The sequence below is a fragment of the Pseudooceanicola sp. genome, assembly GCF_041987405.1.
Taxonomy (GTDB): domain Bacteria; phylum Pseudomonadota; class Alphaproteobacteria; order Rhodobacterales; family Rhodobacteraceae; genus Pseudooceanicola.
The window spans coordinates 191,184-216,042 of sequence record NZ_JBHIWR010000004.1; the positions used below are offsets into that span (position 1 = coordinate 191,184).

The following is a 24,859-nucleotide window of genomic DNA, read 5'->3' on the forward strand; positions in this document are numbered from 1 at the left end:
AACCAGTCGCCGCGCTATCTCGTTTAGCTACATCCCGAGGTCGCCCCGCAGGTGTTGCACTTCATGCAGGTGCCGTTGCGCACCAGCGTGTAATTTCCACAGTCGCCACAGGCCTCGCCCTCGTAGCCCTGCATCTTGGCCTTGGTCCGCGCATCCATAGACACGGTGCCGGAGGAGACGGCGGTTGTGCTTTCGACCGTCAGCGTGCTGGTCCCGGTTTCCGGCACCAGGGTGTTCAGGGCGCTGACCGGATCTGTGCCCGTCATCATCCCGCCTTGCAGAACGACCAGTTCCGACGGGAGCCGCTTGCGCAGATAGCCGGTGGAGGAGATCTGCTTGAGCACTTCCAGCGACTTGGAGGCCGCGCTTTCGCTCAGCTCTTCGACGTTGGAGATCCCTTCTTGCGCCGCACCTTGTCCAATGCTGTCAAAGGTTTCGCCCTCGGGCTTCACGTGCGCCAGGTCGGTCCGATCGAGGTAGGACACGGCCAGTTCGCGGAAGATGTAATCCAGAATGGACGTTGCGTTCTTGATCGAGTCGTTGCCCTGAACCATGCCGGCCGGTTCGAACTTGGTGAAGGTGAAGGCGTCGACGAATTCCTCCAGCGGCACCCCGTACTGCAGACCGACGGAGACCGCGATGGCGAAGTTGTTCATCATCGCCCGGAACCCTGCGCCTTCCTTGTGCATGTCGATGAAGATCTCGCCAAGCGAGCCGTCCTGGTATTCACCGGTCCGCAGATAGACCTTGTGACCGCCGACCATCGCCTTCTGGGTGTAGCCCTTCCGACGCTCGGGAAGCTTCTCGCGACCGGCGCGGGCAACTTCCTTGATGACGATCTTTTCGACGATCTTCTCGGCCAGCACGGCGGCCTTTTCGTGGGTCGAGCCCGACTCCAGCACCTCGGCCGCCTCGTCGTCATCCTCGACCAGGGCCGACGCCAGCGGTTGCGACAGTTTGGAGCCGTCGCGGTAGAGGGCGTTCGCCTTGATCCCGAGGGACCAGGAGAGCTCGTAGGCCTTCTGGCAGTCCTCGATCGTCGCGTCATTCGGCATATTGATCGTCTTGGAGATCGCACCGGAGATGAAGCTCTGCGCCGCCGCCATCATGGTGATGTGGCTTTCCGTCGACAGGAAGCGCTTGCCCTTCTTGCCGCAGGGGTTGGCACAGTCGAAGACCACGAGGTGTTCGGGGTCGAGGTGTGGCGCGCCTTCCAGCGTCATGGTTCCGCAGACGTGATCGTTGGCGGCCTCGATCTCCTTGCGGGAGTAGCCGAGGTGGCGCAGCAGATCGAAGCCCGGATCGTTCAGCTTTTCCGCCGGGATGCCGAGGGTCTTGCGGCAGAACTCCTCGCCCAGGGTCCACTGGTTGAAGACGAAGCGGATGTCGAAGGCCGAAGCCAGCGAGGCGTCGATCTTGTCCAGTTCGCGCTGGCCAAAGCCGTGGCCGATCAGCGCGGTGTGGTTGATCCCCGGCGCATTGCCGATAGAGCCGTGGCCAACCGCGTAGGAGATGATCTCCTCGATCTGGGCGGAGCCGTAGCCGAGTTTCTCCAGCGCGGCGGGAACCGAGCGGTTGATGATCTTGAAGTAGCCACCGCCGGCCAGCTTCTTGAACTTTACCAGGGCGAAGTCCGGCTCGATCCCGGTGGTGTCGCAATCCATGACCAGACCGATCGTTCCGGTCGGCGCGATGACAGAGGTCTGGGCGTTGCGGTAGCCGTGCTTCTCGCCCAGGCGCAGCGCCTCGTCCCAGGAGGATTTGGCAAGGGCAACAAGCTTTTGGTCCGGGCAGTTGGCGTGATCCAGCGCGACCGGCTTGATCGGCAGTTCCTCGTATTCGCCGTTGGCATAGGCCGCCGCGCGGTGGTTGCGGATGACGCGCAGCATGTGCTTGGCGTTGCGCTCATACCCCGGGAACGGCCCCAGCTCGCCCGCGATTTCGGCCGAGGTGGCATAGGCCACACCGGTCATGATCGCGGTGAGCGACCCGGCCAGCGCCCGGCCCTCGTCGCTGTCGTAGCCCAGACCCATGTTCATCAGCAGGCCGCCGATATTGGCGTAACCCAGGCCGAGTGTGCGGAAGTCATAGGACAGCTGCGCGATTTCCTTCGACGGGAACTGCGCCATCAGCACGGAGATTTCCAGCGTCAGGGTCCAGAGACGGGTGGCGTGGACGTAATCCTCTGCCTGGAACTCGCCATCCTTGAGGAAGGTCAGCAGGTTCATGGAGGCCAGGTTGCAGGCCGTATCGTCCAGGAACATGTATTCCGAGCAGGGGTTGGAGCCCCGGATCGCGCCATCTTCCGGGCAGGTGTGCCAGGCGTTGACGGTGTCGTGGTACTGGATGCCCGGATCGGCGCAGGCCCAGGCGGCGTGGCCAATGGTTTCCCACAGATCGCGCGCTTTGATGGTCTTGGCGACGGAACCGTCGGTGCGGCGGATCAGCTCCCAGTCGCCGTCATCCTCGACCGCCTTCAGGAAGGCATCGGTGACGCGAACGGAATTGTTGGAGTTCTGGCCGGAGACGGAGGCGTAGGCCTCGCTGTCCCAGTCGGTGTCGTATGTCGGGAACTCGATCGAGGCATAGCCCTGCTTTGCATAATCGAGCACGCGCTTGATGTAGGTCTCGGGGATCGCGGACTTTTTCGCCTCGCGCACCGCCTGTTTCAGTGCATCGTTTTCGTTCGGGTCATAGGCGCCCTCTTCGGTGCCATCCCAGGTGCGGATCGCGGCAAAGATCGCGTTCAGGCACTTTTCGTGCATCTTGGACCCGGCGACGATGGAGGCGACCTTCTGCTCCTCCTTTACCTTCCAGTTGATGTATTCCTCGATATCCGGGTGATCGGCATCGACAATGACCATCTTGGCCGCGCGGCGCGTGGTGCCACCGGATTTGATCGCACCGGCCGCCCGGTCGCCGATCTTGAGGAAGCCCATGAGACCGGAGGATTTGCCGCCGCCCGACAGTTTCTCGCCCTCTGCACGCAGGGAAGAGAAGTTGGTGCCGGTGCCGGAGCCGTATTTGAAGAGCCGCGCCTCGCGAACCCAGAGGTCCATGATGCCGCCGTCGCCAACCAGGTCGTCGCCGACCGACTGGATGAAGCAGGCGTGGGGCTGCGGATGTTCATAGGCGGATTTGGATTTGGTCAGCTTGGCCGTCTTGTGATCGACGTAGTAGTGGCCCTGGCTGGGACCGTCGATGCCATAGGCCCAGTGCAGACCGGTGTTGAACCACTGGGGCGAGTTGGGGGCCGCACGCTGAGTGGCGAGCATGTACCGCATCTCGTCATAATAGGCGGAGGCGTCCTCCTCGGTGGAGAAGTAGCCGCCCTTCCAGCCCCAGTAGGCCCAGGCGCCGGCCAGACGGTCGAAGACCTGGCGGGCGGAGGTTTCCCCGCCGATCTCCGCATCACCGTCGGCGACAGAGCGCCAGAGGAATTCGGGAACGTCCTTTTCACGGACTTTCTTCAACGCAGAAGGCACGCCAGCCTTGCGGAAGTATTTCTGCGCGATCACGTCGCTCGCGACCTGGCTCCAGCTTGCCGGGACTTCGCAATCGTCCAGCTTGAACACGATCGTCCCGTCCGGGTTCCGGATCTCGGAGGAGGTCGTGACGAACTCGACGCCGGCGTATGCATCCTGACCAGCCTTGGTGAACTTGCGCTCGATCTTCATTTGAAACAGCCCCTGACGTTTCTGGCCCCTGCCCGGGGCGTGGTTCGTGCCGGAAGTACCCGCAGCAAGGGAGTGCCAGTCGGAAGTCATGCCTCCGCCAGTGCCAAATTGAATGGCTTGGATTGTCTCTGTCCCTTGCCGAAATCCCGCATCTATATGTGGTGGGTGATCCTTCCGGCCTCCACAATCTGCGGTAAGTTTCACCACATCGTCAACGGCATTTTACAGCTAAATTCGCTTGACTTGCTTCTTCACAGAATCACGTCGCACGAAGGATCGAAGATGCGGCCAACAAGCGCTTGGTTTTCGACGGATTTCCCCCCGGAGCCTCTTTTTTGCCCACAGCCCGTGGATAATAACCCGGCGTTAACCTTCGGCTCTCTTCGCGGTTGTGCGGGGGTGGAATCAGAGAATCGCCCCGGTGAAACACACCACATGTAGGGCGTTAAGTTCACGACCTACCACCTGTTGGGGGTCGGCCGGTGTCGCGAGGACCTGGGCCTGGGTGCATGGGCGCACACGGAAAGCGCCACAGACACCTGTTACGGGTGAACGACGCTCTGCCAAACGAAGATGAGAAGAAAGTGGTCGGGGCGGCGAGATTCGAACTCACGACCCCCTGTACCCAAAACAGGTGCGCTACCAGACTGCGCTACGCCCCGGACCGTGCCGTGCTCCTTACCCTGCGTGGATGGCGATGAAAAGAGCGAAGCTTGGTGAACGTCCGCTATTCGGCGCCCTATTCACAGGGCCAGGCGGCATCTTCCCCGATCGCCGGGTGTCGCAGCTCCGTGCCCGGCCCGATGCCGAGCGAACGCGCCAGGCCCCCGTTGATTTCCAGGACATACTGGATGCCCCGCCCGCCCGGCAGCGCGGTCTCGTCATAGGGGATGGCCTTGTGCGCGATGCGCTGCACCCGGCCGGCACTGTCCATATAGATGATGTCCAGCGGAATGCGCGTGTTCTTCATCCAGAAGGCCACGGCAACCTGCGGCCGCGGATAGACAAAGAGCATCCCCGCCCCCTGAGGCAGGCTGTCGCGATGCATCAGCCCCGTGGCCCGGGAGGCGCCGGTATCGGCCACCTCGACCCGGAACCGGGCCTCGCCCCAGTCGCCGCGCAGATGCACCTGATCGTCGCGGCAGGTCGCCGCGACGCTGGTCGCCAGCAGCGAAAGACAGATCGCCCCGAAAATACGGGCGATCAATCCTGCTTCAACGCGACTTCCCATGTGCTCACCTCCGACGCCATACGCCCGCGACGTCCGTCGATCACGCGTATCGCGACCGCCTCGCCGGGCTGGAGATCGGACAGGCCGGAGGCGCGCAGCACCTCTATATGGATGAACACATCCTCGTCGCGCCCAAAGACATTGGCAAAACCGAATCCCTTGTCTTTGTTGAACCATTTGACCCGGGCGGGTTCCAGCGGCATCGCGCGGATTTCATCGGCCGTGAGTGACTTGAAATCCTCGAGCCCCGGCGCCTCCCCAATGGCAACGGTTTCGATGGACAGCACCTCGGTCGCCTGAACGCCGCGTTGTGTTTCCTGAACCAGGATCGACACACGCGCGCCATCGGCGACAGAGCTTTGTCCAAAATTGCGCAAAACGTTTGCATGAAGCAGGATGTCCGGCCCCCCTTCGTCAGCGACCACGAAACCGAAGCCACGCCCCGGATCGAACCACTTAACAACGCCATCCATCCTGCAAGTATCACTATCGATTGCAGTCACTTTGGTCCCCACATGTATTCCCCACAGAGCTACAGCCTACACAGGCTGAGCGCACCCCACCCAAAAGTATAGAAAACAACAAGTTTCCAGTTACTTAACAATTGACCCAAGGTCAGGGTCAAGGGTTCAATCGTGTCACTTCCCAAGCATTGTCAACGGCTTCACGTGTCCATCGGAACCGATCGTGCAGGCGGAACGCGCCGTCGGCCCAGAACTCGATTTCCAGCGGCGTGATCCGATATCCGCCCCAGAACGGCGGGCGATCCGGGTCGGCGCCGAGGCGCGCGGTGACCTTCGCCACCTCCGCCATCAGCGCCCCGCGCGACGACAGCGGTTGCGACTGATCCGAGGCCCAGGCCCCGAGCCGCGACTTGAGCGAGCGGGACCGGTAGTAGGCATCCGCCTGCGGCCCCTCCTCGCGGCTGACGATACCCCGGACCCGGATCTGACGCCGCAGGCTCTTCCAGTGTATCACAAAGGCCGCTTTGCCGGTTGCGTCGATTTCCTGTGCCTTGGCGCTCCCGTAATTGGTGTAGAAGACAAAGGCCCCCGCCTCGATCTCCTTCAGCAGCACCATCCGGCAGTTCGGCAGCCCCGAAGCATCCACGGTCGACAGCGCCATGGCGGTCGGATCATTGGGTTCCGACGCCTCCGCCTCCGCCAGCCAGGCGCGCGCAACGGCGAAAGGATCATCCCCGGCAAAGAGGCCGCTGCGGTCCGTCATGTCTCACCTCCGAGTTTTGCGACGCCTCCGACCGGGGTCGGGCTTGATGCGCCAGTGGTGATCGCCTAAAGCAACCTGAGGGAAATCAATGGGCGGGATTGGCCAAATGTCAAATCAGCTTCTGGCCGGCAAGCGCGGCCTGATCATGGGCGTGGCGAACGACAAATCCATCGCATGGGGGATCGCCAAGGCCTGCGCCGATGCCGGGGCCGAGCTCGCCTTCTCCTACATGGGGGACCAGTTCCGCAAACGGGTGGTGCCGCTGGCGGACCAGATCGGGGTCACCACCCTGATCGACTGCGACGTCTCCGACGAGGGCTCCATCGACGCGGCCTTTGCCGAGATCGAGGAGAAATGGGGCAAGCTGGATTTCCTCGTCCACGCCATCGGCTTTTCCGACAAGAGCGAGCTGCGCGGCCGCTACGTCGACACCAGCCGCAACAACTTCGCCATGACGATGGACATCTCCGTCTATTCCTTCACCGCCGTCGCACAGCGCGCGGAGAAGATGATGGATGCTGGCGGCTCCATGCTGACGCTGACGTATTACGGCGCAGAACAGGTCATGCCGCATTACAACGTCATGGGCGTCGCCAAGGCCGCGCTGGAGGCCTCCGTCAAATACCTGGCCGAGGATCTGGGCAAGGACGGCATCCGCGTCAACGCCATCAGTGCCGGACCGATCAAGACGCTCGCCGCCTCCGGCATCGGAGATTTCCGCTACATCCTGAAGTGGAACGAATACAACTCGCCCCTGCGCCGCAACGTGACCACCGACGACGTGGGCAAATCCGCGCTCTACCTGCTGTCCGATCTGGGCTCGGGCGTGACCGGTGAAAACCTGCATGTGGATGCGGGCTATCACATCGTCGGCATGAAGGCCGTCGACGCCCCCGATATCGAAAAGAGCTGACCGGAGACCCTGCCATGTCCGACCTTCTGCCCCATGAGAAAGGTTTCCACGTCAGCTGGGACCAGATCCACCGTGACAGCCGCGCGCTGGCCTGGCGTCTGGACAAGCATGGTCCGGGCGAGGACGGGTCTTGGAAGGCCGTGGTCGCCATCACCCGTGGCGGCATGGCCCCCGCTATGATCGTCGCACGCGAGCTGGACATCCGCATGGTCGACACGATCTCCGTCCGCAGCTACCACCACCAGTCCCAGGGCGAGGCCGAGGTTCTGAACCGCCCCGACGACACCATGATGGGCGACGGCACCGGCGTCCTGGTGGTCGATGACCTGGTCGACAGCGGCAAGACGCTGGAACTGGTGCGCGAGATGTACCCGAACGCGCATTTCGCCACGGTCTATGCCAAGCCCAAGGGCCGCGCGCAGGTGGATACCTTCATCACCGAAGTCTCTCAGGACACCTGGATTTTCTTCCCCTGGGACATGGCGATGCAATATGTGAAGCCGTATCGCGGCGAGGATTGATCCGGCCCACACCGTCATGCCCCGGCCCCTGCGCGGGGCCACTCCTGGTTCGCACATCTCGATGGTCTGCTGCATCGCCCGGTTTGCACATTGCGATGGTCTGCTGCATCGCCCGGTCCGACGAGGTCCCGGGGCAGGCCCGGGACAGGGCTGATCGCACCGCCAAGCGTGTCGTCGCCGTGCCCCGGCCTACGCGCCGGGGCCTTGCCCGACACGCACGCCACTATGATCTCCTGAATAGTTTAATCCGAAGAGGTCCCGGGGCAGGCCCGGGACCGGCACACGACGCGACCTACCGCGACTTGAAGAGCCCGCCCAAAATCCCCCGCACGATGCGCCGTCCGGTCGTGCCGCCCAACTCCTTGATCACCGCCTTGCTGATCGCCCCGCCAAGCGTGTCGTCGCTGCGGGACCGACTGCTGGTGCGCCGCGCGCCACCGGGGGAATAGCGCCTTGCTGACTGGAACTCGCGCTCGGCTTCCTCATCCGCCTCAACCTTGGCTTCGGCCGCCTCCGCCACGCGTGCGGCCTCGGCCGCGCGGCGGGTCAGGATCTCATAGGCGCTTTCGCGGTCCACGACTGTCTCGTACTTCCCGGCGATCGGCGAGCCGTCGATCACCGCCTGACGTTCCGCCCGATCCACGGGGCCCAGGCGCGAAGACGGCGGGCGGATCAATGTCCGTTCGACAATACCCGGCACGCCCTTGGCCTGCAGGAACGAGGTCACCGCCTCTCCCACGCCGACTTCGCGGATTGCGTCCTCGGTGTTGAAGCGCGGGTTCTCGCGGTAGGTTTCGGCCGCCTGCCGCAGCTCCTTGCGGTCCTTCGCGGTGAAGGCACGCAGCGCATGCTGCACGCGGTTGCCAAGCTGGCCCAGGATATCCTCGGGCACATCCGCCGGGTTCTGGGTGATGAAATAGACGCCGACCCCCTTGGACCGGATCAGCCGCGCCACCTGTTCCACCTTGTCGACCAGAGCCTTGGGCGCGTCGTCGAAGAGCAGATGCGCCTCGTCGAAGAAGAAGACCAGTTTGGGCTTGTCCGGATCACCGACCTCCGGCAATTCCTCGAAAAGCTCCGACAGCAACCACAGCAGGAAGGTCGCGTAAAGCCGGGGTGAGGACATCAGCGTATCGGAGGCCAGGATCGAGATCATGCCGCGCCCGTCCACATCCGTCCGCATCATGTCCGACAGCTCCAGCGCGGGCTCGCCAAAGAGCTTCGCGCCGCCCTGGTTCTCCAACACCAGCAACCGCCGCTGGATCGCCCCGACCGAGGCGGGCGAGACATTGCCATAGCGCAGCCCCAGTTCCTTGGCGTTTTCGCCCACATGTACCAGCAGCGCCTGCAGGTCCTTTAGATCCAGCAGCGCCATCCCCTCCTCATCGGCAACGCGGAAGGCGATGTTCAGAACGCCCTCCTGCGCCTCGGACAATTCCAGCAGCCGCGAGATCAAAAGCGGTCCCATTTCCGTGACCGTGGTGCGGATCGGATGGCCCTGATCGCCGAAGAGATCCCAGAAGAGGACCGGGAACTTTTCATAGCGGAAACTGTCGAACCCCATGGTCTCGACCCGCTCCATGAAGGCGCCGTGGAGCTTGAACCCTTCGCTGCCCGCAGCCGAGAGCCCCGACAGATCGCCCTTCACATCCGATAGAAAGACAGGAACACCCGCCGCGGAAAATCCTTCGGCCATGATCTGCAGCGTCACGGTCTTGCCCGTGCCGGTCGCCCCGGCCACCAGACCGTGACGATTGGCGTACTTCAGCGCAAGGCCCTGCTTTTCAGCGTAATTCTCGCCACCGCCGCCAATGAAGACATGTCCGTCCATGCCGTCCCCCGTTCCCGAAACGTCATCAGACCTGACCATACATTCTTAACCTCTCTGTGCCAGTATCAAATCCGTCGCCGCCACATGTCCTCGTGCGGCGATATACTTCCTCCCTGTCTGACTGGGCCGTGCCTTCGTGGCACGGCCACTTTTCCGCGCCCACTTTTCCGCGTGCAATTTTCTGACGCCCCTTCGCGTCGGTTCCGCGTCAGCCCCGGGTCTGGTCGCTAGCCCCGTGAAACCACACCAGATTTTCGGAAAATTGCCTGTTGACGGGCAAATTCAAACCGCCTAGCGTCAGGCCAAAGATAAGTCGGCCTAGTCCGACAGGGAGAACGGAAAGGGGACCTTCGGGTCCCTTTTCTAATGGCCGACCGTCCAGCCCGCGATCACCCGCCGACACCGGCATGTGATCACCCGCCAGACAGGATTGGGCCTGACATTTCCGGGGCAAAGTGATAACCCCCGCCTGACACAATCTCGAAACGGGACAGATATGCTCAAGACCACGACCCTATTGTCCGCCCTCGCCCTTGCTGCCGTCACCGGCACCGCGATGGCGCAGTCCGAAACGACGACCCCCGCCACCGACGCGGAGCAGACCACCGACGAAACGACGGCCGCCCCCGCCGCGGATCCGACCCTCGACACCGGCACGCCTGACGAGCCGCAAGTCGGCCAGGGGTATGTGCGCGAGGAAATCGGCGACTGGCAGCTGCAATGCGTCAAGCAGGAAGATCCGGCCACGGAGCCCTGTCAGATGTACCAACTGCTGCGCGGGGCCGAGAACAACCCCGTCGCCGAAGTCATCATCGAGAAGCTGCCCGACGGAGGTCAGGTCGCCGCCGGCGCAACCATCGCCGTGCCCCTGGGCACCGCCCTGTCCAAGGATCTGCGGATCGCCGTCGATGGCGGCAAGGGCAAGGTCTATCGCTATGCCTTCTGCGACTCCAACAGCTGCTACGCGCGCATCGGCCTGCTGGAGGCGGATATCGCTGCCTTCAAGAAGGGCAACGCGGCCAATGTCGTGCTCTTCCCCTACGAGGCGCAGGATCAGCCGGTTGAGCTGAAGATGTCTCTGTCGGGCTTCACCGCCGGATACGAAGCCACACGGCCCGCCCAGCCCCCGCAGCAGTAACTGCTGCGGCCGCCGCGGCCGAAGACGTCAAACAAAATGAAACGCCCGCCAAATTGGCGGGCGTTTTCATGTCTGGCCGTTGGTTTGGGGCGCCTCAGGCACCCCATTCCCGAATCGGGCCGCAATCCATGTGGACGAAGTTGGACCCGCTGTAGCGCCCGACACCGCCGGCATGGCAGGCCGAGGCCGCACGGGCCATCTGGTTGACGGAGCGCGAGGACAGTCGCACATCCGCCGCCTGCCCTGTCATATGCAGGGAATTGCGCGCGACATTGCGGGATTTGGAGCGCAGCATCGAATTGGTCTGCGATGTGCGGTAGCCGGAGAGCAGCAGATAGGGTTCGGACACATCCAGCATGTTGTGCGATGCGGCCAGGATGTCGATCGTCCGGGTATCCATGTCCCTGACGGAGTCGGTCCGCCAGTCGCGCATGAAATAGGCGATCTCCTTCACCGCGTCCTTGATATAGGTGCCGTCGACCCAGTAGATCATGTCGATCCGTTCACCGGTCCGTGCGGAGTACATCCGCAACCGCCTGATATCACCGGAGTTCTTGAGAAGACCCGCTGCTTTTGAGAAAGTCGGGGCGGCTGTGACCGCCGTTGCGGCAAATGCACCAAGCAGTGCGCGCCGCGAAATGCTCGCCGAGCTGTCGTTTGCCATATTTGTTTCGCGCCTGTCCCGTCGCTACCTGTGCCGCGATGTTACGCGGCGTGTTGCACCTCATCCCCAGATGCATGCTTCTTATCGCATATTTGACGGTGCCAACCAAGGTCAATTTGTCTAGCCTTTTAACAACACGGCGCATTTCGGCGAGAATCTGCCAATTGCGGTTTTTTCAGGGAACCATTCGCCGTCGTCACCCGGTTGCATCAGTTCCAAAGTTGTTCAACACATGAGACTTTTGTGAATGGACAGTCCCGGCGGTATGCCGCCAATTTATTGTCAGTTCAGATATCTGGAAGGAATTTGCATGCCCCGCGTTGCCACATCCCGCCTGTTCACCGCACTGGCCCTGTCCGCCTTTGCCCTGACAGCCGCACCGGCCGCCGCGCTCGAGGCTCCTGTCATCCAGATCACCCAGTTCCAGCAGACCATCGCGGAAACCGCGGCGGACGACCGCGTGCTGGCCGCCTTCTACCGCGGTCAGAACTTCGCCCCGATCTGGACCGGCGCGGACGAGGCCCATGCAGACCGCCGCCGCGCCCTGATCGCCGCCCTGTCCGAGGCCGACAGCCACGGGTTGCCCGGCTCCGCCTATGATCTGCCTGGGCTGATGCAGGCCATGCGCAGCGCCCGCACAGACGCGGAGCGTGCGGCGCTTGACGTGCGCCTCTCCCGCCTGTTCCTCGACTATGCCGCCGACATCCAAACGGGACGCCTGACCCCCTCCCGGGTCGATTCCTCCATCGTGCGCGAGGTGCCGCTTCGCGACCGGAACGGGTACCTCATCGGGCTGACCCAGGGCGACCCGGCTGCCTTCCTGAAATCCCTGCCGCCGCAGAGCGCGGAATACACCCGGCTGATGCGGGAGAAACTGCGGCTTGAAGCGCTGATCCTCCGCGGCGGCTTCGGGGCCTCCGTCCGGGGCGGCACGATGGAGCCGGGCGACAGCGGGGCGGATGTTGTCGCCCTGCGCAACCGGCTGATGACCATGGGGTATCTGCCGCGCTCCGTCACCACGACCTACGACGCGGCGATCGAGGCCGCAGTACAGGAGTTCCAGCGCGATCACGGGTTGCCCGATGACGGCGTCGCAGGCGCCACCACGCTGACGGAGCTCAACGTGCCGGCCGAAGACCGCCTGAAATCGGTGATCGTCGCGATGGAGCGTGAGCGCTGGATCAACCGCGATCTGGGCGACCGGCACGTGGTTGTGAACCTGACCGACTTCCGCGCCCGGATCATGGATCAGGGCAAGGTCTATTTCGAAACCCGGGCTGTCGTCGGCAAGAACCTCGTCACGCATCGCACGCCGGAATTTTCCGATGTCATGGAACACATGATCATCAACCCTACCTGGAACGTGCCCCGCTCCATCGCGGTCAGCGAATACCTGCCCGCCCTCAAGCGGAACCCGCATGCCAACGGCCACCTGCGGATCATCGACGCCCGCGGCCGCGTCGTGAACCGGGCCGAGGCCGATTTCTCCGGCTATACCGCGACCAACTTCCCCTTCGACCTGAAGCAGCCGCCCTCGTCGCGCAATGCCCTGGGGCTGGTGAAGTTCATGTTCCCCAACTCCAACAACATCTACCTGCATGACACCCCGGCGAAGAGCCTCTTTGCCCGCGATGTCCGCGCCTTCAGCCACGGCTGCATCCGTCTGAACGACCCGTTCGATTTTGCCTATGCGCTGCTGGCCTGGCAGACCGACGATCCCGAAGGCCTGTTCAAGAAGCACCTCAACACCGGGCGTGAAACCCAGGTCGATCTGGCCAACCCCCTGCCCGTCCACCTGATCTACCGCACCGCCGTCGGCCAGCCCAAGGGCCACATGAGCTATCGTCGGGATGTCTACGGCCGCGACGCGGCGATCTGGAACGCGCTCGCGCGTGAAGGGGTGGAACTGGCGGGCGTTCAGGGGTAACCCGATCCCGGACAGGCGCCGGGAGGGTCTCATGGCATATACGATCCAAGAGATGGCGGAGGCCGTCGGCGGCAGGGCCGTCGGCGCCACCGATCTGACCATCACCGGCGCGGCCGAACCTGCACAGGCCGAGGCCACCGACATCGCTCTCGCGCTCAAACCCGCCTTTGCGGCAACCCTCAAGGACGGCAAGGCCCGCACCGCGATCCTCTGGGCCCAGGCGGACTGGCAAAGCTATGGCCTCGAGGCGGCGATCCTGGTCGACCGGCCGCGGTTGGCCATGGCCGGGCTCACCGCGCGGCTTGATCCGGGCCAGGGCTATCCGCTTGGCCTCGACCCCTCCGCCATGATCGACCCCTCGGCCAGGCTGGGACGCAATGTCACCATCGGCGCGCTGACCTATGTCGCCGCCGGGGCGGAGATCGGGGACAACAGCCAGATCGGCCCGCAATGCTACATCGGCCAGGACGTGCAGATCGGCAGTGACGCCGTGGTCCATGCCGGGGTGCGCATCCTGGCCCGCTCGCACATCGGCGACCGGTTTCGCGCCAGCCCCGGGGTTGTGGTCGGCGCGGATGGGCACAGTTTCGTCACGCGAGAGGAAAGCAGCGTCGAACAGGCCCGCGCCACATTGGGTGGCGAGGTCACGGCGCAGGGCCAGTCGTGGCAGCGCATCCATTCGCTTGGCGCGGTGCGGATCGGCGATGATGTCGAGCTGGGCGCAAATACCACCGTCGATGCCGGCACGATCCGGCCGACGGAGATCGGCAACGGCTGCAAGATCGACAACCTCTGCCAGATCGGCCACAACGTCCGCATCGGCCAGGATTGCCTCTTCTCCGCCCAGACCGGCGTCGCCGGGTCGACGGTGATTGGCAACAACGTGATCCTCGGCGGCCAGGTCGGCGTGTCGGACAATATCACCGTGGGCGACAATGTGGTGGTCGGGGGCGGCTCCAAACTGCTGTCCAAGGTGCCCGCCGGGCGCGTCATGCTGGGCTATCCCGCGACCAAGATGGATCAGAACCTGGAGATCTACAAACTCCAGCGCCGCCTGCCCCGCCTGTTCCAACAGGTCGCAGCCCTGCAGAAAGCGGTTTTCAAGTCGGGTGAGAATGAGTAGATCACCGGGGACGCTGCCTTGAGGGGGACGCCATGGAAATCCGCGAACAGGTGATCCAAATCATCGCCGACCAGGCCATGATCGAACCATCCGACGTGACGATGGACGCCACGCTCGACGACCTCGGCATCGACAGCCTGGGCCTGGTCGAATCGATCTTTGCCATCGAGGAAGCCTTCGACATCCAGGTGCCGTTCAACGCCAACGAACCGACCGAAAGCGATTTCGACATCTCCTCTGTCGCGGCCATCGTGGCGGGGATCGAAAAGCTGGTGGCGGAACAGAAGTCGTGAAACGCGTCGTCATTACCGGGGCGGGCACGATCAACGCGCTTGGCCATTCGGTGCCCGAAACGCTCGAAGCCTTCCGCGAGGGACGCTGCGGAATCGGCCCGCTCGACTTCCGCGATGTCGAGCGTCTGGCGATCAATATCGGCGGTCAGATCAGTGGCTTCGAGGCCGAGGGCCTGTTCAACCGGCAGCAAATGTCGCTCTATGACCGGTTCACCCAGTTCACCCTGATCGCCGCCCGCGAAGCCATCGCCCAGGCCGGGCTGGAGTTCATCGGCGACCTCGCCGCCAAGGCCGGGGTCGTGCTGGGCAATTCCGGCGGCGGCATGACCACGCTGGATGAGAACTACCGCCACGTCTACGAGGACGGCAAGAACCGGGTGCACCCCTTCGTCGTGCCCAAGCTGATGAACAACGCCGCGGCATCGCATGTGTCGATGGAGTTCAACCTCAAGGGCCCGACCTTCACCGTTGCCTCCGCCTGCGCGTCCTCCAACCACGCCATGGCCCAGGCCTTTCAGATGGTGCGCACCGGCATGGCGCCGGTCATGGTCACCGGCGGGTCCGAATCCATGCTGTGCTTTGGCGGGGTGAAGGCCTGGGAAGGGCTGCGCGTGATGTCCAAGGACGCCTGCCGCCCCTTCTCGGCCAACCGCAACGGCATGGTGCAGGGCGAAGGCGCGGGCGTCTTTGTGTTCGAGGATTACGACCACGCCAAGAAACGCGGGGCCGAAATCCTGGCCGAGGTGATCGGCTTTGCCATGACCTCCGACGCCGCCGACATCGTCATGCCGTCGAAACAGGGCGCGGCGCGGGCGATCTCCGGTGCCATCCGCGACGCCAAGGTCGCGCCGGAGGATGTCGGCTATATCAACGCCCATGGCACCGGCACCGCAGCCAATGACAAGACCGAATGCGCCGCCGTGGCCGATGCGCTTGGCCCCCATGCGGACAAGGTGATGATTTCCTCGACGAAATCCATGCATGGCCACCTGATCGGCGGCACCGGCGCAGTGGAGCTTCTGGCCTGTATCATGGCGCTGCGCGACGGTGTGATCGCCCCGACCATCGGCTACGAGGAACCGGACCCGGAATGCGCCCTGGACGTCGTGCCGAACGAGGCGCGCGAGGCCAAGGTCGAGGTCGCGCTGTCGAACGCCTTTGCCTTCGGCGGGCTCAACGCGGTGCTGGCCCTGCGCAAGGTCTGATCTTTTCCCGAACTAGTCCCGGCGCAGCTTGCGCGCTTCGGCCAGACGATAAGCCATCTGGATCGCCTGGATCATCGACGAGGGATCGGCGATCCCCTTGCCCGCAATATCGAATGCCGTGCCGTGATCGGGCGAGGTGCGGACGAAGGGAAGTCCAAGCGTTATATTAACACCCTTCTCCAACCCCATGTATTTGATCGGAATAAGCCCCTGATCGTGGTACTGCGCCACAACCACGTCAAACGCCCCTTTGCGGGCCTGCATGAAGACCGTATCGCCCGGGAAGGGCCCGCGCGCATCAATCCCTTCCTCCCGTGCCTTGGCGATGGCCGGGGCGATGATGTCGATCTCTTCCCGCCCGAAAAGCCCGCCTTCGCCGGCATGGGGGTTGAGCCCGGCCACCGCGACCCGTGGCGATCCGATGCCAAAGGCCATGCATCCCTTGTGTGCAAGTCGGATCGCCCGCAACTGCGCCTGGATATCCCCCTGCTCCAACGCCTCGCGCAGGGACACGTGGATCGTCACCAGAACGATCCGCAGGTCCTCGTTCGCCAGCATCATCGCGACGCGCCCGCCGCGCTCCAGAATGCCGCTGTGATATTCGAGGATCTCCGTATGGCCGGGATAGTTCACCCCCGCCAGCGACAGCGCCTCCTTCTGGATCGGGGCTGTGACCATGCCGGAGACCCGTTCGGCCTTGGCCAGGGCAATGGCGACCAGAATCGCGTGATAGGACATTTGCCCCGCCTCGGCCGAGATCTTGCCATAGGGGTGCGATTTGGAATGACTGCTCGGGATCAGCGGAATGACCTTGGGCTTGTCCACCACGCCTTCGGGGCCATCGACCGTTTCGATCTGCCAGTCCGGCGCCACCAGATCCCGCGCGCGCCCGGCCGCCACGGGCGGACCGATCAGGATGCATTTCGGCGCGCCGGGACGGGTCACCGCACGCAGCGCGACCTCGGGGCCGATCCCGGCGGGATCGCCAAGTGTGACAGCAAGGGGCAAGCGGGATGAGTCGAAGGTCATGATCCGAGTCTATCCAAAGTCGCCTCAGAAAAAAGACCCGATTTCAGCTGTTTGACAAAAATTCACAAGCTAGTCTGGAACTCTTGTCGTGATGCGGGTGTTGGCTGGACATGACGCGGCACACCGCGAGCAACCTGAAAGAGGAGAGCGATCCATGAAACATCTTCTGATGACTACAGCCCTCATTGCCGTTGGCGCGGCAGCACCGGCGCTGGCCGACACGTCCATGTCCGGCTCCAACGCCGAAGCCAATTCCAACGCCGCACATTCCGCATACATGAGCCAGCGCGCCGAAGGTCAGATCCGCGCATCCGATTTCCTCGGCATGACGGTCTATGCCGCCGCAGAGAGCGGCGAGACGACCGAAGTCGAAGGCGCTCAGGAGAACTGGGAAGACATCGGCGAGATCAACGACGTGATCATGTCCCGCGACGGTCAGATCCAGGCCGTCTTGGTCGACATCGGCGGTTTCCTCGGCATGGGCGAGCGCCAGGTCGCAGTGACCCTCGACAAGCTGAACTTCGTCTCTGAAGGCGCGACCGAAAACGCCGAAGATTTCTATCTCGTGCTGAACGCCGATCCGGCGACGCTCGAAGATGCCCCCGAATTCCAGACCAACGTCAACGCCTCGGCCGATGCCGGTTCCATGGGTGACCAGTCCGAACAGGACCGTGACACCGCTGCAGCTGATACCGACGGCATGACCAACGCCGACGACGAAAACTATGACACCGCGGCCGAAAGCGTTGAAGAAAACGCCGAAGAGGCCGGTGAAGACGTCGCTCAGGCAGCCAATGAAGCCGGTCAGGAAATGTCCGAAGCCGGTGAGGAGATGGAACAGACTGCAGAAAATGCCGGTCAAGAGATGTCCGAAGGTGCTGAGGAGCTCGAACGCACTGCCGAAAACGCAGGTCAAGAGATGTCCGAAGGTGCTGAAGAGGTCGAACGCACTGCCGAGAACGCAGGTCAGGAAATGTCCGAAGGTGCTGAAGACGTCGAACGCACTGCCGAGAATGCAGTCGACGCCGAAAACCGTAACGACAACATGACCGCCGAGACCGACCAAGGTGCGGAACCCAATCCCATGGGGACCCCGATCGGTGACGACTATCTGACCGCCGAAAACCTTGACGGTGCACGTGTCTACGACTCGAACGACGAATGGGTCGGCGAGATTTCCGAACTGATCGTCGCAGGCGACGGTGAGATCACCGAAGCGATCGTTGACGTGGGCGGTTTCCTCGGCATTGGCGAAAAGCCGGTTGCCCTGAAGATTTCCGAACTGCAGATCCTGCGTCAGGACGACGGTGAAGAGGTCCGCATCTATACCGAAATGGCGGAAGCAGATCTCGAAGCCATGCCGCGTTTCGAACAGTAAGATATCCCTGAAGGGACTGCCACGGGGCCGCTATCAAGCGGCCCCGTTTTTCTGTCCGGGTCCCCCGCACGTGGCCCTGGCGCACCTCCCACTGGGCCCCCGCTGGCCTCCCGGTTTTGCAATGGCGAAAAATCCGCCATAAGCACCTTCATCATCCATACCGATTCCGGGACGACAGACATGCACGACATCCGCGCCATCCGCGAGACCCCCGCCGCCTTCGACGCCGCCTTGGCCCGTCGGGGCGTGTCCCCGGTGTCTTCCGAGATCCTCGCACTCGACGAAAAGCGCCGCGCCTGCATCCATGCCGCGGAAACCGCCCAGGCGGAGCAGAACGCATCCTCGAAGGAGATCGGCAAGGCCAAGGCCAGCGGCGACGAGGCCGAATTCGAACGCCTGCGCGCGCTGGTCGCGGCCAAGAAGGACGAAGTGTCGAAGATGCAGGCGGAGGCGAAGGAATTGGATCAGCAACTGACCGACCTGCTGCTCGGCATCCCCAACCTGCCCTACGACGACACGCCCGACGGCACGGACGAGGACGACAATGTCGAGATCCGCCGCGAGGGCACCCCGCGCGATTTCACCTTCAAGCCCGTCGAACACTTCGAGATCAAGGGCGTCCAGGAGGGCATGGATTTCGAGACGGCCGCGAAACTCTCGGGCTCGCGCTTTGTGGTGATGTCCGGCGGCGTCGCCCGGATTCACCGCGCGCTGGCCCAGTTCATGCTGGACACCCACACCACCGAACACGGCCTGACCGAAACCTGGACCCCCGTGCTGGTGAAGGAAGAAATGATGGTCGGCACCGGCCAGCTGCCCAAGTTCGGTGAAGACAGCTATCAAACCCGCGAGGGTTGGTGGCTGGTTCCGACGGCCGAGGTGACGCTGACAAATATCGTCAACGATGTGATCATCGGCGAGAGCTACCTGCCCCGCCGCTACGTCGCCCATACCCAGTGCTTCCGCTCCGAGGCCGGCAGCGCGGGGCGCGACACATCCGGCATGCTGCGCCAGCACCAGTTCGAAAAGGTCGAGATGGTCTCGATCACCAAACCCGAAGACAGCCGCGCCGAATTGGACCGCATGACCGATTGTGCCGAGAACATCCTGCGCAAACTGGGCATCCCCTTCCGCACCGTCGTGCTCTGCACCGGCGACATGGGCGCCGGCGCCCGCCGCACCCATGACATCGAGGTCTGGCTGCCCGGTCAGAACGCCTATCGCGAGATTTCGTCCTGCTCCGTCTGCGGGGATTACCAGGCGCGGCGCATGAATGCGCGCTATCGTCCAGGCGGCGGCAAGCCGGAGTATGTGCACACGCTCAACGGTTCGGGTCTGGCCGTGGGGCGCGGCCTGATCGCGGTGCTGGAAAACGGCCAGCAGGAGGACGGCTCTGTCCTGCTGCCCGAGGCGCTGCATCCCTGGCTGGGAGGCAAGTCCACCCTCACCGCCGAAGGCACCCTCATCTGAGGGAAAGGCCGCGCCCCGGTTCCCCGGAGCGCGGCCCAGATCGCGCGTCAGCTGTCCTGCGCGATGACACCTGCGTCGACGGCGGCGGTCAGCTCTTCCTTGGTGACCTCGCCGCTGGCATCGGCGTCGATCTCCAGGAAGAGGGCTTCGGTCAGATCGGGATAGGCCACGGCCAGTTCTTCCATCGAGTAGCTTCCGTTCCCGTCGGTGTCCTCAACCATCACTTCGGCAAGAAGCGGGGTCGCGGCCAGGCCGAGCAGGGCGATCGTAGCTGTCAGTGTCTTGGTCATTTCTGTCTCCATTGGTTACATATGAAGGCTCATATGGCGGCACCACCTGCCGCCTCCGAATAGCTGCGCCTCCTCCAGTGGACTTTCAAGATACTGAAATACGTCCGAAAATCCCGATGACCGCCCTGCGCGGAAGGGCGCTCAAAACCTGAGGCCTCCGGCAGAAAGGCGCTTGGCACCCTCGCCGCAAATTCGCGCCCCATTGCGCTTTCTGGCGGGCCTCCGCCAGCGCATGCGCGCCGGACCGCCCGACCAAACGGCCCGAGTCGCTGAACGCCAAAACCGGCAATCCCCCGCCTGCGAAAAATGAACCGAACCGCGCCGTCGGACGTTAGAAGAACATGACACGCATGAAGGCCATCCTCATTCTCGTCGCCGCGCTCGGCTTTGCGCTCTCCCCCTATATGACCATGGGCTTCAACGGCTTTGACCCGAACCAGTTTCCGGTGCCGCAGACCGATCCGCCGATCCAGCCCGCGGGCTGGGCCTTTTCGATCTGGGGGCTGATCTACCTCTGGCTCATCGTCTCGGCCGGGTTCGGGCTGCTGAAACGCGATGTGGACCCCGCCTGGGACCAGACACGCTGGCCCCTCCTTGTCTCGCTGACCATCGGGGTCGCCTGGATCCCGGTGGCCAATATCTCTGCCTTCTGGGCGATGGTGCTCATCTGGATCATGTGGGGCGGCGCGGTGCTGGCCCTGTTGCGCACACCGATGCAGGATGTCTGGTGGCTGCGCGTGCCGGTCGGCCTCTATGCGGGGTGGCTCACGGCGGCCTCCTGCGTGGCCACGGGCGTTCTGGTCACGGGCTACGGCGCCACACCGGTCCTGACGATTCACGCGGCCTTCCTGCTGCTGGCCCTCGCGCTGGCATCGCTGGTGCTGCGCCGCCTGCCCTCACCGGCCTATGCGGCGGCGGTGATCTGGGCGCTGATCGGGATCCTGGCGTCGAACATCAGTACCGGGACGCCGCTGATGATCGTCCTGCCGCTCATCGGGATCGTTTTGCTGGCCGTGCCGGTCGCGCGCAACCTCTGACCTTCATCTTTCCGGAAATACTCCCGCCGGAGGCGCCTGTCAGCCGCGCTCCCCCTTGCCCAGATGCTTGCGCAACCGCGACGGCGTGGATTTCTTCCGTCCCTTGTAGGGGTTCCGGTCCGCCTGCGACCGCATATAGAGGCGGATCGGCGTGCCCGGCATCTCGAAATCGCCGCGCAACCCGTTGACGAGGTAGCGCGAATAGCTGTCCGGCAGCGCCTCGGGGTGCGAACACATCACCACGAAGGCCGGCGGCCGGGTCTTGGCCTGCGTCATGTAACGCAGCTTGATCCGCTTGCCGCCGGGCGCGGGCGGCGGGTGTTGTTCCAGCATGCCTGTCAGCCAGCGGTTCAGTTTCGCGGTGGAAATCCGACTGTTCCAGACCTCATGCGCGCGCAGGATCGCCGCCTGCAACCGGTCCAGCCCGCGCCCCGTCCGGGCCGAGACGGTGACCAGAGGCGCGCCCTTGAGCTGCGGCAGAAGACGTTCGAAGGCTTCTTTCAGATCACGCAACTTGCCCTGCTTGTCGTCTTCCAGATCCCACTTGTTAACCGCCACGACCACCGCGCGCCCCTCGCGTTCGGCTAGGTCGGCGATCCGCAGGTCCTGCTGTTCGAAGGGGATGGCGGCATCCAGAAGCACCACGACCACCTCGGCAAATTTCACCGCCCGCAGCCCGTCCGAGACCGAGAGCTTTTCCAGCTTGTCCTGCACCTTGGCCCGTTTGCGCATCCCCGCCGTATCGAAGAGCCGCACCGGCACCCCGTCCCAGTCCAGCCGCAGCGAGATCGAATCCCGCGTGATCCCGGCCTCCGGCCCGGTCAGCAGTCGTTCCTCGCCCAGGATCCGGTTGATCAGCGTCGACTTGCCCGCATTGGGCCGCCCCACGACAGCCACCTGCAGCGGGCGCGCGTCGGAGGGGCGCCAGCTTTCGTCCTCCTCCGGTTCCTCATCCACGTCGGTATCGGTCTCCGGCGTCAGGCCCTCTGCCTCCAACCGCGCGGCGGCCGCCCGGTCCCTTTCGGCAAACTCCTTTGCGATCGGGCCCAGCACCTCGGCCAGTTCGCCCATCCCCTCGCCATGTTCGGCGGACAGGCGCAGCGGCTCGCCCAGGCCCAGCTCATAGGCCTCGAAGAGCCCCGCTTCGCCTGCGCGCCCCTCGGCCTTGTTGGCGGCCAGGATCACATGGGCGGAGCGTTTGCGCAGGATATCGGCAAAGACATGATCCGCCGGGGTCACCCCCGTCCGCGCGTCGATGACGAAGAGGCAGACATCGGCCATGTCCACCGCCCGCTCCGTCAGCTTGCGCATGCGGCCCTGCAGGCTTTCATCCGTGGCCTCTTCCAACCCGGCGGTGTCGATGACGGTGAACCGCAGATGGCCCAGACGCGCGTCGCCCTCCCGCAGGTCACGGGTGACGCCGGGCTGGTTGTCCACCAGCGCCAGCTTCTTGCCGACCAGACGGTTGAACAGCGTCGATTTGCCCACATTGGGACGTCCGACAATGGCGAGCGTAAAGGACATCAGTGACCTCGATCAGGAGTCCCGCCCTGCGAAACACGATCCCCCGCCCGGTCAGGCAAGGGTCAGGGAGGGGGTAAAGCGCCCCGATACCCTATTCCAGGATCAACGGAAAGCCAGCAATTGCCCGCGCGCCGACAGAACATAAAGCGTGCGTCCCGCGATCACCGGGTTCGACGCCGCCCCGCCCTGCAAGGCCACCTGGCTGACCAAATCGCCCGAAGCCGGATCGAAGGAGCGCAGAAGTCCGTCCCCGCCGGCCACGATCAGACGGTTGCCCGCAACCACCGGACCGTACTGGGCGAAGACCTCGCGCTGGCGGCGCGGACGATCCTTGACGAAAAGCGGCAGGTCATGCGCCCAGATCCGTTCGCCCGTCTGGGCCGAGACGCGGATGATCTGGTTCAGATCCGAAACCATGAAGACGTCATTGCCCACAGCCCAGACCGGCGACATCGCGCCTTCTTTCACGGACCACAGCTGTTCGCCCGTCGCGGCATCCAGCGCCACGGTCGTTCCCGACTGCACACCGACATAGACCTGACCGCCCGACACCACCGGATCGCCGGAGATATCGCCGACCACCGATTTCGCAAAGCCGGGCCGACGCCCCGCCACCAATGCGCCCCAGGTCTGCAATCCGCCGCTCCGGTTGACCGCCTGCACTTCGCCCGAGGAATGGCCGAAGATCACCAGATCCTCGGAAATCGCCGGGGCCGGTCCGCCAAGCAGGGTGTTGCGATCCGGCGTGGCCGTCATCTGCCAGCGCACGCGGCCGTTGTTCACATCAATTGCCCAGGCCGTCGCATCGCCGGAGATCACATAGACCAGGTCGCCCGCCACCGTCGGCGTGCCGGTTCCCGAGGAATCGAGGTCCTGCTCCCACAGGATCGCGCCGGTCGCCGGATCGAGGGCCGAGAGAATGCCGTAGCCGGTGGAAACAAAGAGCTTGCCGCCGCCATAGGCCAGCCCGCCGCCCGACGCCTGACCGCGCTGATCCCGGGGCGGGGTGAGGTCCTGAACCCAGGCCGTGGCGCCGCCCGTCGTCACCGCCGTGACCCGTGCACCGCTGTCCAGGGCGAAGATACGGCCGTCGGCCACCACCGGATCCCCGGCGATGCGCGCCTTGCGGCCATCGCCATCGCCGATGTTCACCGACCAGGCCAGCGCCAGGTTGGCGCCAAGCGCTGCGTTGTCCACGCGTGTCGCGGGCGAACCCGGGCGCTGCGGCCAGTCGGAGTTCGCCCGCACGGCGGGCAGCGCGACAGGCTCGCTCCGGTTCACCAGCTCCGCATCGGCGGCCGGGGCATCGGTCAGCACCGCATCCAGGCTTTCCCGCTTGCCCGGCAGGAAGGTTTCCGGCTCGGCGCAGCCTGCCAATGCAAGCAGCCCGCAGGCCACCGCAAGACGGACTGTCCGGTCAAGGGCCACCTGCCCCGTTGCCTTCGCGTTCAAAATCATACCCGCGTTCCCGCCTCTTTCTGGTCGTCCTGACGGCGCCTCAGCCGTCCTGGGCGGCAGACGCCCCGCCGGGCGTGCCCCCAAGCACCACAATCAACTGAGAAATCCGACGAAGCAAGTCCGGCGTCAGACCGGCCTCCTCCTGCATCTCCTCCAGTCGCGCCAGCGCCTCGGCCTCCTGGCCTTCCTCGACATAGGTCATGGCGATCTGCTCCATCGCCAGCAGGCGGATGGGCGACCCGGCCCCGGCCAGATCCTCGTAACCCGCGCGACGCTCCTCGGCCGACAGGGTGCCGGACTGAAGCGCGAGGGAGCGGAACTTGGCCAGAGAACGGTAGACGACCGGAAGTTCCTGATCCGCCGCGATCCCCTCAAGGATCGCGACCGCAGCGTCGGTATCGCCGATCTGTGCCAGCTCTGCCGCTTCGGTCAGCCCCAGAACGGCGCGGCCGCCTGCATTTTCCGCCGTGATGGCCTCCAATGCCGCAACCCGCTGATCCGTATCGTTTTGTTCCAAAGCCGACAGGATGGCATCGCCAAAGGCCTGGGCCTGGGCTTCCTGCTGTGCGCGGCTGTATTCGTAGTAGGCCGCGCCGCCGACGATCAGAACCACCGCGATCGCGGCGATCCAGCCGTATTTGCGGAAATTCGCAAACAGCTTGTCGCGTCGGACCTCTTCGGTCACTTCGTCAATGAATGAATCCGCCTGGCTCACCGCATACTCCCCGGTCTTGGTCCGCCCCTCTTACCCTGTCACCCGAGGCCTGCCAAGAGCACCCGCAGAAGACAAGCCTTTCGAGGCAATGCGGCATTGCAGAAAGTTAAATCTAAACTATACAGTTCAGAAATACCGCCCGATGCCCTTGTATTTCCCACAGGGCTCTCTACGTCGGGGCAACTAGATATATGATAGTGACGGGGAC

The 24,859-nt window shown here is 64.0% G+C and carries 21 protein-coding genes and 1 tRNA gene; 10 read left to right on the top strand and 12 right to left on the bottom strand.

What is annotated here, in order from left to right; translation table 11 throughout:
• Window positions 1-23: 23 nt before the first annotated feature.
• The 5 genes from ACFC2Y_RS12030 to pdxH form a co-directional block, all read right to left on the bottom strand.
• The gene (locus ACFC2Y_RS12030; protein ID WP_375173720.1) at window positions 24-3,677 is read right to left on the bottom strand and encodes a vitamin B12-dependent ribonucleotide reductase; all 3,654 of its coding nucleotides are present in this window, start codon (window positions 3,675-3,677) and stop codon (window positions 24-26) included.
• A 585-nt stretch (window positions 3,678-4,262) separates the two neighbouring features.
• Window positions 4,263-4,339: transfer RNA gene (locus tag ACFC2Y_RS12035), tRNA-Pro, on the bottom strand.
• A 77-nt stretch (window positions 4,340-4,416) separates the two neighbouring features.
• Window positions 4,417-4,908, bottom strand: coding sequence for a DUF192 domain-containing protein (locus ACFC2Y_RS12040; protein ID WP_375172828.1), 492 nt, complete (start codon window positions 4,906-4,908; stop codon window positions 4,417-4,419).
• Window positions 4,881-5,381, bottom strand: a complete 501-nt coding sequence (locus ACFC2Y_RS12045) for a cold-shock protein (RefSeq protein ID WP_375173719.1) — start codon at window positions 5,379-5,381, stop codon at window positions 4,881-4,883. The genes ACFC2Y_RS12040 and ACFC2Y_RS12045 overlap by 28 nt, the downstream gene beginning before the upstream one ends.
• A 148-nt stretch (window positions 5,382-5,529) precedes the next feature.
• Window positions 5,530-6,135, bottom strand: a complete 606-nt coding sequence (gene pdxH, locus ACFC2Y_RS12050; RefSeq protein ID WP_375172827.1) for a pyridoxamine 5'-phosphate oxidase — start codon at window positions 6,133-6,135, stop codon at window positions 5,530-5,532.
• 106 nt (window positions 6,136-6,241) lie between these two features.
• On the opposite strand from pdxH, the gene fabI reads away from it, so the two are divergent.
• Together fabI and gpt are read left to right on the top strand one after the other, a co-directional pair.
• Window positions 6,242-7,048: an enoyl-ACP reductase FabI gene (gene fabI, locus ACFC2Y_RS12055; protein WP_375172826.1), complete on the top strand. Its 807-nt coding sequence runs from the start codon at window positions 6,242-6,244 to the stop codon at window positions 7,046-7,048.
• A 14-nt stretch (window positions 7,049-7,062) separates the two neighbouring features.
• Window positions 7,063-7,569 carry a xanthine phosphoribosyltransferase gene (gpt, locus tag ACFC2Y_RS12060; protein ID WP_375172825.1) on the top strand — a complete coding sequence of 169 codons (507 nt, stop codon included), beginning with the start codon at window positions 7,063-7,065 and terminating at the stop codon, window positions 7,567-7,569.
• Between the two features lie 292 nt (window positions 7,570-7,861).
• On the opposite strand, the gene ACFC2Y_RS12065 is transcribed toward gpt, so the two are convergent.
• On the bottom strand, window positions 7,862-9,400 hold the full coding sequence (locus ACFC2Y_RS12065) for a helicase HerA-like domain-containing protein (RefSeq protein ID WP_375172824.1): 1,539 nt from the start codon (window positions 9,398-9,400) through the stop codon (window positions 7,862-7,864).
• Between the two features lie 496 nt (window positions 9,401-9,896).
• Here ACFC2Y_RS12065 and ACFC2Y_RS12070 point away from each other — a divergent pair, with 496 nt between their 5' ends.
• Window positions 9,897-10,538, top strand: a complete 642-nt coding sequence (locus ACFC2Y_RS12070) for an invasion associated locus B family protein (protein WP_375172823.1) — start codon at window positions 9,897-9,899, stop codon at window positions 10,536-10,538.
• A gap of 94 nt (window positions 10,539-10,632) precedes the next feature.
• Here the strand turns inward: ACFC2Y_RS12070 and ACFC2Y_RS12075 are convergent, their stop codons facing one another.
• On the bottom strand, window positions 10,633-11,202 hold the full coding sequence (locus tag ACFC2Y_RS12075) for a YcbK family protein (protein ID WP_375172822.1): 570 nt from the start codon (window positions 11,200-11,202) through the stop codon (window positions 10,633-10,635).
• Window positions 11,203-11,512: 310 nt separating this feature from the next.
• Here ACFC2Y_RS12075 and ACFC2Y_RS12080 point away from each other — a divergent pair, with 310 nt between their 5' ends.
• Genes ACFC2Y_RS12080 through ACFC2Y_RS12095 form a run of 4 tightly spaced genes read left to right on the top strand, consistent with a single transcriptional unit; the run spans window position 11,513 to window position 15,750 of the window.
• Window positions 11,513-13,129, top strand: a complete 1,617-nt coding sequence (locus ACFC2Y_RS12080) for a murein L,D-transpeptidase (protein ID WP_375172821.1) — start codon at window positions 11,513-11,515, stop codon at window positions 13,127-13,129.
• 31 nt (window positions 13,130-13,160) lie between these two features.
• The gene (gene lpxD / locus ACFC2Y_RS12085) at window positions 13,161-14,252 is read left to right on the top strand and encodes a UDP-3-O-(3-hydroxymyristoyl)glucosamine N-acyltransferase (protein WP_375172820.1); all 1,092 of its coding nucleotides are present in this window, start codon (window positions 13,161-13,163) and stop codon (window positions 14,250-14,252) included.
• A gap of 32 nt (window positions 14,253-14,284) precedes the next feature.
• Window positions 14,285-14,545, top strand: coding sequence for an acyl carrier protein (locus ACFC2Y_RS12090; RefSeq protein WP_375172819.1), 261 nt, complete (start codon window positions 14,285-14,287; stop codon window positions 14,543-14,545).
• The gene (locus ACFC2Y_RS12095; protein ID WP_375172818.1) at window positions 14,542-15,750 is read left to right on the top strand and encodes a beta-ketoacyl-[acyl-carrier-protein] synthase family protein; all 1,209 of its coding nucleotides are present in this window, start codon (window positions 14,542-14,544) and stop codon (window positions 15,748-15,750) included. The genes ACFC2Y_RS12090 and ACFC2Y_RS12095 overlap by 4 nt, the downstream gene beginning before the upstream one ends.
• 12 nt (window positions 15,751-15,762) lie before the next feature.
• On the opposite strand, the gene pdxA is transcribed toward ACFC2Y_RS12095, so the two are convergent.
• Window positions 15,763-16,779, bottom strand: a complete 1,017-nt coding sequence (gene pdxA / locus ACFC2Y_RS12100) for a 4-hydroxythreonine-4-phosphate dehydrogenase PdxA (RefSeq protein WP_375172817.1) — start codon at window positions 16,777-16,779, stop codon at window positions 15,763-15,765.
• Between the two features lie 91 nt (window positions 16,780-16,870).
• Between pdxA and ACFC2Y_RS12105 the strand changes: the two genes are divergently transcribed.
• A complete protein-coding gene (locus ACFC2Y_RS12105; protein WP_375173718.1) occupies window positions 16,871-18,157 on the top strand; it encodes a PRC-barrel domain-containing protein in 1,287 nt (428 codons plus the stop codon).
• A 180-nt stretch (window positions 18,158-18,337) separates the two neighbouring features.
• Window positions 18,338-19,627 (top strand): serine--tRNA ligase, encoded by a 1,290-nt coding sequence (gene serS / locus ACFC2Y_RS12110; protein WP_375172816.1) that lies wholly within the window; start codon window positions 18,338-18,340, stop codon window positions 19,625-19,627.
• 47 nt (window positions 19,628-19,674) lie between these two features.
• On the opposite strand, the gene ACFC2Y_RS12115 is transcribed toward serS, so the two are convergent.
• The gene (locus ACFC2Y_RS12115) at window positions 19,675-19,917 is read right to left on the bottom strand and encodes an EF-hand domain-containing protein (protein ID WP_375172815.1); all 243 of its coding nucleotides are present in this window, start codon (window positions 19,915-19,917) and stop codon (window positions 19,675-19,677) included.
• 341 nt (window positions 19,918-20,258) lie between these two features.
• Here ACFC2Y_RS12115 and ACFC2Y_RS12120 point away from each other — a divergent pair, with 341 nt between their 5' ends.
• The gene (locus ACFC2Y_RS12120; RefSeq protein ID WP_375172814.1) at window positions 20,259-20,954 is read left to right on the top strand and encodes a hypothetical protein; all 696 of its coding nucleotides are present in this window, start codon (window positions 20,259-20,261) and stop codon (window positions 20,952-20,954) included.
• Between the two features lie 39 nt (window positions 20,955-20,993).
• Here ACFC2Y_RS12120 and der read toward each other — a convergent pair whose 3' ends face one another.
• From der to ACFC2Y_RS12135, 3 genes are all read right to left on the bottom strand, one after another.
• Window positions 20,994-22,478, bottom strand: coding sequence for a ribosome biogenesis GTPase Der (der, locus tag ACFC2Y_RS12125; protein WP_375172813.1), 1,485 nt, complete (start codon window positions 22,476-22,478; stop codon window positions 20,994-20,996).
• A 102-nt stretch (window positions 22,479-22,580) separates the two neighbouring features.
• Window positions 22,581-23,936, bottom strand: coding sequence for a PQQ-binding-like beta-propeller repeat protein (locus tag ACFC2Y_RS12130; RefSeq protein ID WP_375172812.1), 1,356 nt, complete (start codon window positions 23,934-23,936; stop codon window positions 22,581-22,583).
• A gap of 40 nt (window positions 23,937-23,976) precedes the next feature.
• Window positions 23,977-24,651 carry a hypothetical protein gene (locus ACFC2Y_RS12135; RefSeq protein ID WP_375172811.1) on the bottom strand — a complete coding sequence of 225 codons (675 nt, stop codon included), beginning with the start codon at window positions 24,649-24,651 and terminating at the stop codon, window positions 23,977-23,979.
• Window positions 24,652-24,859: the final 208 nt, after the last annotated feature.